Genomic DNA, 12,402 nt, shown 5'->3' with positions numbered 1-12,402 from the left:
ATAGTGCACAAAGAAATCGGTCAGCGGGCTTCGGTCCTGCAACACGTCAGCCTCAACGTACGGCGCCTGCGCCACGCGGCAAAACTCAGTCAAAGCGCCCTGGCGGAACAGTCTGGGGTCAGCCGGCGGATGCTGGTGGCCATCGAGTCGGGGGAAACCAACGTCAGCCTCGGCACCCTGGACCGGGTCGCCGCAGCCCTGGGTGTAGCGTTCAGCGACCTGATCCAGGCGCCGGACGTGCGCGATCCCAGCCGCATCAACGAATTGGCCTGGGCCGGCACCATCCCCGGGAGCAAGGCGGTGTTGCTGGCCAAGGCGGTGGCGACCCGTGAGGTGGAATTGTGGGAGTGGCGGCTGGAACCGGGGGAGACCTACCACTCGGAATGCGATGCCGAGGGCTGGAGCGAGCAGCTGTATGTATTCGAAGGCTGCCTGACCCTGGTGCTGGAAGCGCACGACCAGCAGATCGGCACCGGCGAGTTCTTCATGTTCTCCAGCCATGTGCCCCACGCCTATCGCAATGACGGCCCGGTGGCCACGCGGTTTGTGCGCAACGTGGTGTTCTGAGTGTTGCTGCGGGCACTGTTGGCTGAGCAACAGTGCTTGAACACTTTGCCTGTTTTCACTTCGGTCCGTTTCTCTGAGGCTTCGCCAAGAGCCTGATAAACAAGGCTTTTAAACTTCGGCACGACTTCTGCAATACCCCTGGAAGACCGGTCCTCACGGACCTCAGTCGTCACTTTCAGGACTCGGAGTCGGCCCATGACAGCCTCTGCCCAACCCACCCGCACTGCCCACATCATCCGCTCGGATGCCGAGGCGATCGCGGTCGCCAAGGACCTCGCCCAACGTTTCGCCGTCGAGGCCAGCGTGCGCGACCGCGAGCGTCGCCTGCCGGTCGCCGAGCTGGACGAATTCTCCGCCAGCGGCCTGTGGGGCATCACCATTCCCAAAGCCTACGGCGGCGCCGGGGTGTCCTACGTGACCGTGGCGGAGGTGATCAAGATCATCTCCGCTGTCGATTCGTCCCTGGGCCAAATCCCGCAGAACCACCTCGGCGTCCTCGACATCTTGCTGCAGACCGCCACTGAAGAGCAGAAGCACTACTACTTCGCCAAGGTCTTGCAGGGCTACCGTTTCGGCAACGCCTTCTCGGAAGCCAAGAGCAAGAACGCCGGGGCGTTTGAGACCACCATCCGCTTCGACGGCGACAGTGCGCAAATCGACGGCGAGAAGTTCTACTGCACCGGCGCCTTGTTCGCCCACATCGTGCCGGCGGTGGCGGTCAATGAGCAGAACCAGGCGTTTATCGCCTTTATCGAGCGTGACAACCCGGGGCTGACGGTGATCGACAGCTGGGACGGCTTCGGCCAGCGCACCACCGCCAGCGGCGGTGTCACCCTCAACGCGGTCAAGGTGCCCCTGAGTGCCGTGATCCCGGCGCACCGGGCCTTTGACGAGCCCACCGCCGATGGCCCGATCTCGCAGATCATCCAGGCCGCGGTGGACACCGGCATCGCCCTTGGCGCCCTGGAAGAAACCAAGCATTACGCCCGGCAATCCCGGCCCTGGATCGACAGCGGCCTGGACCATGGCTGGCAGGACCCGTTCACCATCGCCGCGATTGGCGACCTGGAGTGGCGGGTGCACGGCACCGAGGCGATCCTCGAAAAATCCGGCCGGGCCATCGACCAGGCCTTGCTCAACCCCAATGAAGACACCGTGGCCCACGCTTCGGTGGTGGTGGCCCAGGCCAAGGTGCTGTCGGCGGAAAGCGCGTTGCTCGCCAGCAGCAAGCTGTTCGAACTGGCCGGGACCCGCTCCGTGCTGGGCAAATACAACCTCGACCGTTACTGGCGCAACGCCCGCACTCACACCCTGCATGACCCTGCCCGCTGGAAATACCACCTGATCGGCAACTTCCTGCTCAACGGCGTCAAGCCGGCCCGTCACGCCTGGAACTAAGGAATTCGCGATGAATGCATTGACTCAATCCACCGCCGCCCAGCCGTCTCTGGCCCGTAGCGGCAATGATCTGGAACGCGCCCGTCGGCTGTTGCAGCAGACCCTGGAATTCGTCCGCGAGCAGGCCCAACCCTGGCCCGGCAGCGGCCTGGCCAACGCCAGTGACGACCCCTATGTCATCAGCCGTTTCGGTGACCTGCATATCCGTATCGAAGTCGCGGCGGCCCTGCATGAGCGGGCCGACGCCTTGCGCAGCAACAGCCAGGACCCGGCAGAGATCGCCGTGGCCCAGGCCGAGGCGGCCATCGCCAGCGCCGACGCCTTGCTCGCCGCCAGTAACGCCGAGTTCGAACTCACCGGGCAACGCAGCCCACAGTTGGGCGCGTTGCAAGACCCGCTGCGCTGGAAGTACCAATTGATCGGCAACTACCGCCTCAACGACGTGCTGCCGGCTGACCTCGGAGGCGCCCACTGATGGCCCGTGAAATCCGCCTCAACGCTTTCGACATGAACTGCGTCGGCCACCAGTCGCCGGGTCTTTGGGCTCACCCCCGGGACCGCTCCTGGCAGTACAAGGACCTGGAGTACTGGACCGACCTGGCGAAGATCCTCGAACGCGGCAAATTCGACGGCCTGTTTATCGCTGACGTGCTGGGCATCTACGACGTCTACAACGGCAACGGTGACGCGGCGATCCGCCAGGCTACCCAGGTGCCGGTCAACGACCCGCTGCAACTGATCCCGCCCATGGCCCTGGTCACTGAGCACCTGGGTTTTGGCCTGACCGCGTCCTTGTCGTTCGAGCACCCGTATCCCTTCGCCCGACGCCTGTCGACCCTGGACCATCTGACCAAGGGCCGCGCCGGCTGGAACATCGTCACCTCCTACCTGGAGAGCGGGGCGAAGAACCTGGGGCAGAAAAGCCTCACCGAGCACGACGCCCGCTACGACTTCGCCGAGGAGTACTTGGAGGTTTGCTACAAGCTCTGGGAAGGCAGTTGGGAAGACGGCGCGATCCTGCGCGACCGCGAGCGGCGGATTTTCAGCGACCCGAGCAAAATCCACGAGATCCAGCACGTCGGCAAACACTTCCAAGTGCCCGGCATCCACCTCTGCGAACCGTCGCCGCAACGCACCCCGGTGCTCTACCAGGCCGGTGCGTCCAGCCGTGGCAAGCAGTTCGCCGCCGAGCAGGCCGAGTGCGTGTTTGTCGCCGCGCCGTCGAAGGTGCTGCTGAAAAAGACCGTGGCCGACATCCGCCGGCGTGCCGCCGAGGCCGGGCGCGACCCGTCGAAAATCCTCATCTTCAACCTGCAAACGGTGATCCTCGGCGAGACCGACGCCAAGGCCAAGGCCAAGTTCGAGGAATATAAATCCTGGGTCAGCTACGAGGGCGCCATGGCCCTGATCTCTGGCTGGACCGGCATCGACTTCAGCCAGTTCAAGCCCGATGAGCCCCTCAAGCACGTGCACACCAACGCCATTCAGTCGGCGGTGGAGGCGTTCTCCACGGCCGACCCGAACAAGGTCTGGACCCCGCACGAATTGGCGGACTGGGTAGGCATCGGTGGTTTCGGGCCGTTGTTTGTCGGCAGCCCGGAGACCGTGGCCGACCTGCTTCAGGAGTGGGTGGAAGACACCGACGTCGATGGTTTCAACCTGGCCTACGCGCTGACCCACGAAACCTTTGTCGATGCCGTGGAGTTGCTGGTGCCGGAGTTGCAGAAGCGCGGCGTGTACAAGACCGAATACGCCCCCGGGACCTTGCGCGAGAAGCTGTTTGGCGAAGGGCCGCGCTTGGCGGCCAATCACCCGGGCGCCGGCTACCGTGACTTGGCGGCCTGGCGCGAGCAGGAAAAGCGCGCGGCCTCGGCCTGATTGCCGGCAGCGCCCATTCGCCGGCCCCGGCGGGGTCGGCACCGGTTTCCCAGGCAGGGGCTGAGCAGCCCCTGCCATTTCAGCCAGCGGACCACCGCACGCTTTTTGCCCACGTAAGCGAGGTACTCAATGAGCGTGCATGAACTCAAGCGTTCGCCCGTCGCGGACTCGGCAGCGGCGACCCACCTGGGGCTGCCTGCGGCCCTGGAACAGTTGCAGCACTGGGCGCAGATCAGCCCGCTGCACACCGCGCTGCGCCACAAACGTCACGGCCAGTGGTACGCCTGGCGCTGGATCGACGCCCTGCGTGACGTCGAGCGCCTGGCCGATGGCCTGCGCCAGCAAGGCTTCAGTGCGCAATCCCGGCTGGCGCTCAGTGGCGCCTTCGAACCCAACCTGTTGCTGCTGGCCCTGGCGGCCCAGAGCATCGGTGCCCAGGTCCTCAGTGTCAGCGACCAATTGGGCCCCGAAGCCCTGCGTCAGGCCCTGTGGCGCCTGCAACCCAGCCATGCGTTTATCCAGAGCCGACAACAACTGCTGCAATGGGTGAGCGTCGGGCAGAACAGCGTCGCCCCGCAGTTGCTGATTGCCAATCAACGGGCGCCGCGCCTGCCCGAAGGCGTGCAACAGGCGGTGCTGGAGTTCTCCGAATTGCTGGGCGCCAGTGAAGCGCCCCAGCGCCAGACCCGCTGGCGCCATTCCGCTCCGGCCGCCCAGCTGTGGAGCGAGGAGGGCACCGAATGGCAAGGCGGCCTCGGGGTGCTGCTGGAGCAATGGTTGAACAGCGGCCACAGCCTGGCCTTCCCGGAAAGCCGCAGCGCGGCCAGCCGAGATCGGCGTGAAGTGGCGCCCAGCGGCCTGTTGCTGTCCGCCGAACGCCTGCAAGGGGTGGCGGACGAGATCGAGGGTCGCCTGGCGCCCCAGGGCAGTTGGCGGCGCCGGCTGTGCGAATGGGCCCTTGCCCACCCGGAACAACCCCTGCAACGCCTCCTGAAGAACCGTGTGCGCCGGCTGCTGGGTTTCCAGCGCCTGCACTTTATCTGGCAGGCCCCCAGTGCCAGCCCCGGCACATCTTCGGCGCCGGTGTGGCTGGCTGAATTCAAACGGAATATCGCATGAGCGCAGCCGACTCCATCCTTCAAGTCAATGCCGTGTCCTTGTCGTTCAAGGGCGTCAAGGCGATCAACCAACTGTCGTTCGACGTCCGGCGCGGCGAGATCTGCGCCCTGATCGGCCCCAACGGAGCGGGCAAGAGTTCGCTGCTCAACCTGCTCAATGGGGTCTATCGCTTCGACGAAGGCTCGATTGTCTTTGACCGCGAACCCTTCAAGCGCATCGACCCTTTGCGCGCCGCGCGCCGGGGCATTGGCCGGACGTTCCAGAACAACGCACTGTTCAAGAAGATGAGCGTGATCGACAACATCCTCACCGGGCTGTCGCGGCACAGCCGCAGCCACTTTATCGAGCAAGCCCTGGGGCTGCCCCGGGCGCGGCGCGAGGCCGAGGCGTTTCGCGAGCAGGCCCAGGGCATTCTCGAGTTCCTCGACCTCCAGGCCCAGCGCGACGTGCTGGTGGGCAACCTGCCCTATGGCCTGCAAAAGCGCGTGGAGCTGGGCCGGGCGCTGATCGCCGGGCCGCAGTTGCTGTTGCTCGATGAGCCCATGGCCGGCATGAACGCCGAGGAGAAGCAGGACATGGCGCGCTTTATCGCCGACATCAACCGCGACCTGGGCACCACCGTGGTGTTGATCGAGCACGACATGGGCGTGGTCATGGGACTGTCCGATCACGTGGTGGTGCTGGACTACGGACGCAAAGTGGGGGACGGCACGCCCGCCGAGGTGCAGGCCAACCCCGAGGTGATCGCGGCTTACCTGGGAGCGGTGCATTAATGAATTTCTTCCTCGAAACCCTGCTCGGCGGCTTGCTCGCCGGCACCCTGTATTCCCTGGTGGCCATCGGTTTTGTGCTGATCTACAAGGCCAGCGGAGTGTTCAACTTCGCCCAGGGCGCGATGCTGCTGTTCGCTGCCCTGACCTTTGTCAGCCTGCACGAGCAAGGGGTGCCCTTCGTCCTGGCGCTGCTGTTGACGGTGCTGGTGATGATCGCCGGGGCCTGGCTGATCGAGCGCCTGGTACTGCGGCCCCTGGTCAATCGCTCGCAGATCACCCTGTTCATGGCGACCCTCGGCCTGTCGTTCATCATCGAAGGCCTGGCCCAGGGCCTGATGGGCTCCCAGGTACGCGCCCTGGATCTGGGCATCGACGACGTGCCGCTGTTTCTCGGGCCGTTGATGGTCAGCCAGTTCGACCTGGTGGCCGCAGCGTCGGCGGTGGTGCTGGTGACGGTGCTGGCGTTGCTGTTCAACAAGACCCGGATCGGCGTGTCGCTGCGGGCGGTGGCCGATGACACCACGGCGGCGCTGTCCATCGGCATCAACCTCAACCGCATCTGGCAGATCGTCTGGGCGGTGGCCGGGGTGGTGGGGCTGGTGGCCGGGCTGCTCTGGGGCGCGCGCCAGGGTGTGCAGTTCTCGCTGTCGCTGGTGGTGCTCAAGGCCTTGCCGGTGCTGATCATCGGCGGCTTCACCTCGATTGGCGGGGCAATTGTCGGCGGGCTGATCGTCGGCGCTGCGGAGAACCTCGCCGAGGTGTATATCGGCCCGTTGATCGGTGGCGGCATCACCCCCTGGTTCGCCTATGCACTGGCCTTGGCCTTCCTCTATATCCGTCCCGCCGGCCTGTTCGGCGAGCGCGCCATCGAACGAGTGTGAACCCATGTCCATTCCCTTGACCCATCCCACCGCGCCGCTGCTGCTGGTCCAGCGCCGCCTGCCTTGGGGCTTGATCGGCCTGTTGCTGCTGGCGTTCGTGCTGGTGCCGCTGTTGGGCAACGACTATTGGCTGAACGCTATTTTGATTCCGTTCCTGGTGCTGTCCCTGGCCGGCCTGGGCCTCAACCTGCTGACCGGCTACACCGGCCAGACCTCGGTGGGTGCCGCCGGCTTCATGGCGGTGGGGGCCTTCGCCACTTATGGCTTTCTCCTGCGGTTGCCGGAGTTGGGCCTGCCGGTGGCGCTGCTCGGCGGCGGCCTGATCAGCGCCGTGGTGGGCTTGCTGTTCGGCTTGCCCAGTTCGCGGATCAAAGGCTTCTACCTGATGGTCACCACCCTGGCGGCGCAGTTCTTCCTGGAGTGGCTGTTCGTCAAGTTTCCCTGGTTCTACAACTACGGCTCCTCGGGGACCATTTCCGCGCCGCGCCTGGAGCTGTTCGGCCATGACCTGAACACCCCCCAGGGCCGCTACCTGTTGACCCTGGTCACGGTGGTGCTGCTGACCTGGGTGGCGCTGAACCTGGTGAAAAGCCAGACCGGGCGCAACTGGATGGCCATCCGCGACATGGACACCGCCGCAGCGGTGATCGGCATCCCGGTGGCGCGCTACAAGCGCCTGGCGTTCGCCGTCAGCTCCTTTTACCTGGGGATCGCCGGGGCGCTGTGGGCCTTCGCCTACCTGGGCACGGCCAGCGCCGGCAGCTTCGATATCAATCGCTCGTTCCAGATCCTCTTCATCATCATTATCGGCGGCATGGGCAGCGTGGCCGGCAACTTCGTCGGTGCGGCCTTTATCAGCCTGCTGCCGATCTTCCTCAGCCACGCCGGGCAAGCATTGCTGGGCGGTTCGGTGGATGCCGGGCAATTGCAGAACCTGCAGAAAATCATTTTTGGCGTGTTGATCATCCTGTTCCTGATCAAGGAGCCGGAAGGCCTGATTCGCCTGTTGAAAAACCTGGCTCAACGTTTGGCTCAGTGGCCGCTGCGCTTCTGAATCCTTCACCCTTATTCGAGAAAACCTATGCGTGCATCCTTGAAAAAATCCCTGGCCGGCGCTGCCCTGGCCCTGACGGTGTTCGGCGCGGCGGTGCCGGCGGCCCAGGCCGCGGCCGATCAGCAATTCTTCCCCCTGGCCACCTACCGGGTGGGCGCCTACGCCTCCAGTGGCGTGCAGGTGTGGGCCGGGATGATCGACTACCTGAACTACATCAACCGGGTTGAAGGGGGGATCAACGGGGTCAAGCTGGTGTGGCAGGAATGCGAGACCGAGTGGACCGCAGAGAAGGGCATCGAATGCTACGAGCGCTTCAAGAAGGGCCTGGACGGCGCCCCGGTGGCGGTCTACCAGCCCAATGGCGCGCCGGCGGCCTATGCCCTGAGCGAGCGGGCCGAGGTGGACAAGATCCCGCTGATTACCTTGGGTTACGGGCGCACCGAAGCCACCGACGGCAAGGTGTTCCCCTACAACTTCCCGGTGATGCTGACGTTCTACAGCGAAGCGTCGGCCCTGGTGAACTACATCGCCCAGCGTGAGGGCGGGTTCGACAAGCTCAAGGGCAAGAAAATCGCCACCGTCTACCACGACTCCGCCTATGGCCGGGAAACCCTCGGGCCGCTGAAGCTGCTGGCCGAGAAGTACGGCTTCGAGAACATCCAGATCCCTGTGGCCGACCCGGGCAACGAACAGTCCGCCCAGTGGCGCCAGGTGCGCCAGCTGAACCCGGATTGGGTGTTCCTGCGGACCTGGGGCGTCTCGACTCCGGTGGCGGTGAAGACGGCGGCCCGTTTCGGCTTCCCGGTGGACCACATCGTCGGCGACATCTGGGCCAGCTCCAGCGAAGACGTGTTGCCCGCCGGCCCTGCGGCCAAAGGCTACCTGGCGTTGACCCCGTACCCGGCCGGGGCGGATTTCGAGATTCACAAGCGCCTCAAGCAATACATCCTCGACAAGGGCCTGAGCGACCTCAAGGACCAGAAGAACTTCGGCAGCGTCTACTACAACTCCGGCCTGGTGAACGCGGCCGTAGCGGTGGAAGCCATCCGCACCGCCCAGGGCAAGTTCGGCAAGCGCCCACTCAATGGCGAGGAAGGGCGCTGGGGCCTGGAACACCTGAACATCGACGATGCGCGCCTCAAGGACATGGGCTACCTGGGTTTGATGCAGAACCTCAAGCTGTCTTGCAGCGACCATGAAGGTGGCGGTTCGGCGCGGGTGCAGCAGTGGGACGGGGCCAACTGGACCCTGGTCAGCGACTGGATCGCCGCCGACCGTGCGCTGCTGCGGCCGTTGATCGACGAGAAATCCGCAGCGTTCGCCAAGGAGAAAAACCTCACGCCACGCACTTGCACCGGGGATGAATAAACCATGAACCACGCCGCCACGGCCCCCGGGGTCGATGAACTGTTGCAGGTACGGGATATCGAGGTGATCTACGACGGGGCGATCCTCGCCGTGGCCGGTGTTTCCCTGAGCGTGCCCAAGGGCGGCATCGTCGCCTTGCTGGGGGCCAACGGCGCCGGCAAGAGCACCACCCTCAAGGCCGTGTCCGGGTTGCTGCGGGCCGAACGGGCCGAGGTCAGCCGCGGCAGCATCCACTTCCAGGGCGCGGACACCGCCAGCGCCGACCCCAGCCAGCGTGTGCGCCAGGGCATGGTCCACGTGCTGGAGGGGCGCCATGTGTTCTCCCAGTTGACGGTGGAAGACAACCTGCGCAGCGGCGGTTTTGTCCGTGGCCTGGGGCGGCGGGAAATGGAGCAGGACCTGGAGCGGATCTATGCCTGGTTCCCGCGGCTCAAGACCAAGCGCAAGACCCAGGCCGGGCTGACCTCTGGCGGCGAGCAGCAGATGGTCGCCATTGGCCGGGCGCTGATGACCCGTCCTACTTTGGTACTGCTGGATGAACCGTCCATGGGTTTGGCGCCTATTATCGTCCAAGAGATTTTTCAGATCGTGGCTCAGCTTAATCGCGAGGCTCAGGTGAGCTTTCTGATTGCCGAGCAAAATATTAATGTGGCGCTCAAGTACGCCTCCCATGCCTATGTGCTCGACACCGGCCGCGTGGCCCTGTCCGGGACGGCCGAGGCCTTGTTGGCCCGGGGCGACCTGCACGATTTCTACCTAGGCAAACACTGACCGTGAGAACCCCATGAGCGAAACACAGAGCGGACAGGCGAACCCCGCCACCCGTGGCGACGAGATCCTGATCGTCGGCGGCGGCCTCAGCGGTGCCTTGCTGGCGCTGCAGTTGCTGCGCCTGCCGGGCCGGCGCCAGCTGCGGGTGATCGAACCGCGCAGCGAGTTGGGGCGTGGCGAGGCCTACAGTGCGGTGGAGCTGGGGCACACCCTCAATGGCAACGCGGCGCGCATGAGCGTCGACCCGGATAACGCCGACGACCTGACTCAGTGGTTGCAGGCCTATATCGACGCAGGCGGCTGGCCGGAGTCCCAGCAGCAGGCGGTGCCGGTCAGCGAGTTGTTTCCGCCCCGGGGGATCTTTGGCCTGTATGTCCAGCAACGCCTGGAAGAGGCCCGGCAAGTCGGCGCGCAATACGGCTCCAGCGTCGAACATGTGCAGGGCGAGGTGGTGGACCTGCAAGTGACGGAGGACGGGACGCAGTTGAGCCTGGGTGACGGTCGGCAACTGCACGGCACCTTGGCCGTGCTGGCCACGGGCATGTTCCCGGCGGCGCGGACCCCGCAGACCCAATCCAGCGGCTTGAACGCAGCGGCAGTGGACCCTTGGGACCTGAACGCCATGGCTCAGTTGGACCCGCAAGGCACGGTGCTGATCATCGGCTCCGGGCTGACCATGGTGGATGCAGTGGTGTCCCTGGAGCAGGCCGGGCATCGCGGGCCGATCGAGGTGTTTTCCCGTCACGGCCTGTTGCCCCATGTGCGCCGTCAGCCGCCGGCCTGGGAGGACTTTCTGGCGGCCGACCACAGCTTGCGCAGCCCGCGGCAACTGGTGCGCGAACTGCGTCGGCAATGTCGCCTGGCCCTGGCACAGGGTGTGGATTGGCAAGCGCCGCTGGACACGGTGCGCGCCCATATCGGCCGTTTATGGAGCCAGGCCACGGACCTGCAACGGCGGCAGTTCGTGCGCCATGTCAGGCCCTGGTGGGAGAGCCATCACCATCGTTCGCCGCCCTTGAGTGCCGAGCTGGTGGCGCGTTTGCACGATGAGGGACGTTTGCGCATTCATGCCGCTTCGTTCAAGGGCCTGGAACCGAGCGGCGATGGGCGCCTGTCGATTGCCCTGCGTCGGCGGGGTGAAAAGGAGGTGAGTTGGGTCAGCGGGGATGCCTTGATCAACTCCAGTGGCATCGAGTACGACTGGCGGCGGGTGGCGCGGCCTTTGCCCCGGCAATTGCTGGCGCGCGGGTTGATCCAGCCGGGGCCGTTGGCGTTGGGGATTGCCGCAGACCCCGGTGGCGCCGTGCGGGATGCCCAGGGGCAGGTCAGTGCGCGTTTGTTTGCCATGGGGCCGCCGTTGCGTGGCCTGTGGTGGGAGAGCACCGCGGTGACCGACGTAGCCCTCCAGGCCAAGGCCCTGGCCGCCCGGTTGGCCGCCCTGGCCTAGGCGTCGGCGGCCAGCAGGTGGTTATAGGTTGACCCAGCGTTGCTCCCGCGCGGCCACACGAATGGCCGTGGCCAGGCGCTCGACTTCCAGGGCTTCCTGGAAATCCGTGCCGCGCTGGCCTTGGCCCACTTGGGCCAGGATCAGTTCGTGCACTTCCAGGGTCTTCAATTCGTTGTACCCCAGTTGGTGCCCCGGCGCCGGGCTGAAGGCGGCGTAGCCGGGCAGGGCGGGGCCGGCCAGCAGGCGCTGGAAGCCTTCCTGGCCGACCCGGTACAGGCGCAGTTCGTTGAGCCGTTCCTGATCGAAGGCCAGGGTGCCGAGGGTGCCGCTGATCTCGAAACTCAGGTGGTTCTTGTAGCCGTGCTTGAGCCAGCTGCTGCTGAAGGTGCCCCGGGCGCCATTGGCAAAACGCAGCAGGGCGTGGGCCTGGTCATCGATGACGATGGGTTTGAGTTCGCGGCTGCCGCTGCTGGCCGGGCGCTGCCCGTGGACGGTTTGGGTATCGGCGCACACGGCTTGCACGTGGCCCATCAGGTAGCGGGCCATGGCCAGCAGGTGGCTGCCCAGGTCGGCCAGAGCGCCGCCGGCATGCTGTTCCTCACAACGCCAGGAAAACGGCGACTGGGGATCGGCCATGAAGTCTTCGCTGAACTCACCCTGGAAACTGATCAACTGTCCCAGTTGACCGCTGTCTATCAATTCCCGGGCGAGCACGATCATCGGGTTGTGCTGGTAGTTGTAGCCGACCCGGGTGACCACGCCGGCTGCCTGGGCCGCTTGCTGCATCTGCTGGGCCTGCTCGACGCTGACGGCCAGGGGCTTTTCGCAGTACACCGCCTTGCCGGCCGCCAGCGCGGCCATGGCCATGGGGAAGTGCAGGTGGTTGGGGGTGGTGATGGCCACCAGGTTGACCTTGGGGTCGTCGATCAATTGCTGCCAATCGCTGTGGGCCCGTTCGAAGCCCCAGGCGCTGGCGCAATGGCGCGCCCGCTGGCCATCGGCATCGGCCAGGGCCGCCAGGTGCAGGCGCACCGGCAGTTCGAACACCGCGCTGACATTGCGAAACGCCAAGGCGTGGGCACGGCCCATAAACCCCGTGCCGATCAAGCCGATTCCAAGTTCGCGCATAACTGCCCCCGTAGAATT

General features: G+C 65.4%; 12 protein-coding genes. 11 read left to right on the top strand and 1 reads right to left on the bottom strand.

Features of this window, described 5'->3' with window-relative positions:
- The first annotated feature begins 3 nt into the window (after positions 1 to 3).
- The 11 genes from M1B35_RS01740 (at position 4) to M1B35_RS01690 (ending at position 11,256) form a co-directional block, all read left to right on the top strand.
- Positions 4 to 567, top strand: coding sequence for a helix-turn-helix domain-containing protein (locus tag M1B35_RS01740; RefSeq protein WP_268261061.1), 564 nt, complete (start codon positions 4 to 6; stop codon positions 565 to 567).
- 195 nt (positions 568 to 762) lie between these two features.
- Positions 763 to 1,965, top strand: a complete 1,203-nt coding sequence (locus M1B35_RS01735; protein WP_268261060.1) for an SfnB family sulfur acquisition oxidoreductase — start codon at positions 763 to 765, stop codon at positions 1,963 to 1,965.
- A gap of 10 nt (positions 1,966 to 1,975) precedes the next feature.
- A complete protein-coding gene (locus M1B35_RS01730) occupies positions 1,976 to 2,440 on the top strand; it encodes an acyl-CoA dehydrogenase (protein ID WP_268261059.1) in 465 nt (154 codons plus the stop codon).
- On the top strand, positions 2,440 to 3,843 hold the full coding sequence (locus tag M1B35_RS01725) for an LLM class flavin-dependent oxidoreductase (protein WP_123332125.1): 1,404 nt from the start codon (positions 2,440 to 2,442) through the stop codon (positions 3,841 to 3,843). Before M1B35_RS01730 ends, M1B35_RS01725 begins: the two co-directional genes overlap by 1 nt.
- 129 nt (positions 3,844 to 3,972) lie before the next feature.
- Positions 3,973 to 4,962, top strand: coding sequence for an AMP-binding protein (locus M1B35_RS01720; RefSeq protein ID WP_268261058.1), 990 nt, complete (start codon positions 3,973 to 3,975; stop codon positions 4,960 to 4,962).
- A complete protein-coding gene (locus tag M1B35_RS01715) occupies positions 4,959 to 5,735 on the top strand; it encodes an ABC transporter ATP-binding protein (RefSeq protein WP_268261057.1) in 777 nt (258 codons plus the stop codon). Before M1B35_RS01720 ends, M1B35_RS01715 begins: the two co-directional genes overlap by 4 nt.
- Positions 5,735 to 6,616 (top strand): branched-chain amino acid ABC transporter permease, encoded by an 882-nt coding sequence (locus M1B35_RS01710; protein WP_268261056.1) that lies wholly within the window; start codon positions 5,735 to 5,737, stop codon positions 6,614 to 6,616. Before M1B35_RS01715 ends, M1B35_RS01710 begins: the two co-directional genes overlap by 1 nt.
- 4 nt (positions 6,617 to 6,620) lie before the next feature.
- A complete protein-coding gene (locus M1B35_RS01705; RefSeq protein WP_268261055.1) occupies positions 6,621 to 7,670 on the top strand; it encodes a branched-chain amino acid ABC transporter permease in 1,050 nt (349 codons plus the stop codon).
- Positions 7,671 to 7,697: 27 nt separating this feature from the next.
- On the top strand, positions 7,698 to 9,038 hold the full coding sequence (locus tag M1B35_RS01700; RefSeq protein ID WP_123332135.1) for an ABC transporter substrate-binding protein: 1,341 nt from the start codon (positions 7,698 to 7,700) through the stop codon (positions 9,036 to 9,038).
- Positions 9,039 to 9,041: 3 nt separating this feature from the next.
- Positions 9,042 to 9,809: an ABC transporter ATP-binding protein gene (locus tag M1B35_RS01695; RefSeq protein ID WP_123332137.1), complete on the top strand. Its 768-nt coding sequence runs from the start codon at positions 9,042 to 9,044 to the stop codon at positions 9,807 to 9,809.
- A gap of 13 nt (positions 9,810 to 9,822) precedes the next feature.
- A complete protein-coding gene (locus tag M1B35_RS01690) occupies positions 9,823 to 11,256 on the top strand; it encodes an FAD/NAD(P)-binding protein (RefSeq protein ID WP_268261054.1) in 1,434 nt (477 codons plus the stop codon).
- A gap of 21 nt (positions 11,257 to 11,277) precedes the next feature.
- Here the strand turns inward: M1B35_RS01690 and M1B35_RS01685 are convergent, their stop codons facing one another.
- Positions 11,278 to 12,384: a Gfo/Idh/MocA family protein gene (locus M1B35_RS01685; protein WP_268261053.1), complete on the bottom strand. Its 1,107-nt coding sequence runs from the start codon at positions 12,382 to 12,384 to the stop codon at positions 11,278 to 11,280.
- Between the last annotated feature and the right edge of the window lie 18 nt (positions 12,385 to 12,402).

It is taken from the genome of Pseudomonas morbosilactucae (genome assembly GCF_023241665.1).
Classification (GTDB): Bacteria; Pseudomonadota; Gammaproteobacteria; order Pseudomonadales; family Pseudomonadaceae; genus Aquipseudomonas; species Aquipseudomonas morbosilactucae.
The sequence above is the reverse complement of the archived record's forward strand: the minus strand, read 5'-3'. Positions and strand labels throughout refer to the sequence as shown.

Bases quoted from the DNA above. Each gene is read 5' to 3' on its own strand.
- M1B35_RS01690 (WP_268261054.1), top strand. From the start codon at position 9,823: ATGAGCGAAACACAGAGCGGACAGGCGAACCCCGCCACCCGTGGCGAC.
- M1B35_RS01720 (WP_268261058.1), top strand. From the start codon at position 3,973: ATGAGCGTGCATGAACTCAAGCGTTCGCCCGTCGCGGACTCGGCAGCG.
- M1B35_RS01730 (WP_268261059.1), top strand. From the start codon at position 1,976: ATGAATGCATTGACTCAATCCACCGCCGCCCAGCCGTCTCTGGCCCGT.
- M1B35_RS01700 (WP_123332135.1), top strand. From the start codon at position 7,698: ATGCGTGCATCCTTGAAAAAATCCCTGGCCGGCGCTGCCCTGGCCCTG.
- M1B35_RS01735 (WP_268261060.1), top strand. From the start codon at position 763: ATGACAGCCTCTGCCCAACCCACCCGCACTGCCCACATCATCCGCTCG.
- M1B35_RS01715 (WP_268261057.1), top strand. From the start codon at position 4,959: ATGAGCGCAGCCGACTCCATCCTTCAAGTCAATGCCGTGTCCTTGTCG.
- M1B35_RS01685 (WP_268261053.1), bottom strand. From the start codon at position 12,384: ATGCGCGAACTTGGAATCGGCTTGATCGGCACGGGGTTTATGGGCCGT.
- M1B35_RS01710 (WP_268261056.1), top strand. From the start codon at position 5,735: ATGAATTTCTTCCTCGAAACCCTGCTCGGCGGCTTGCTCGCCGGCACC.
- M1B35_RS01725 (WP_123332125.1), top strand. From the start codon at position 2,440: ATGGCCCGTGAAATCCGCCTCAACGCTTTCGACATGAACTGCGTCGGC.
- M1B35_RS01695 (WP_123332137.1), top strand. From the start codon at position 9,042: ATGAACCACGCCGCCACGGCCCCCGGGGTCGATGAACTGTTGCAGGTA.
- M1B35_RS01705 (WP_268261055.1), top strand. From the start codon at position 6,621: ATGTCCATTCCCTTGACCCATCCCACCGCGCCGCTGCTGCTGGTCCAG.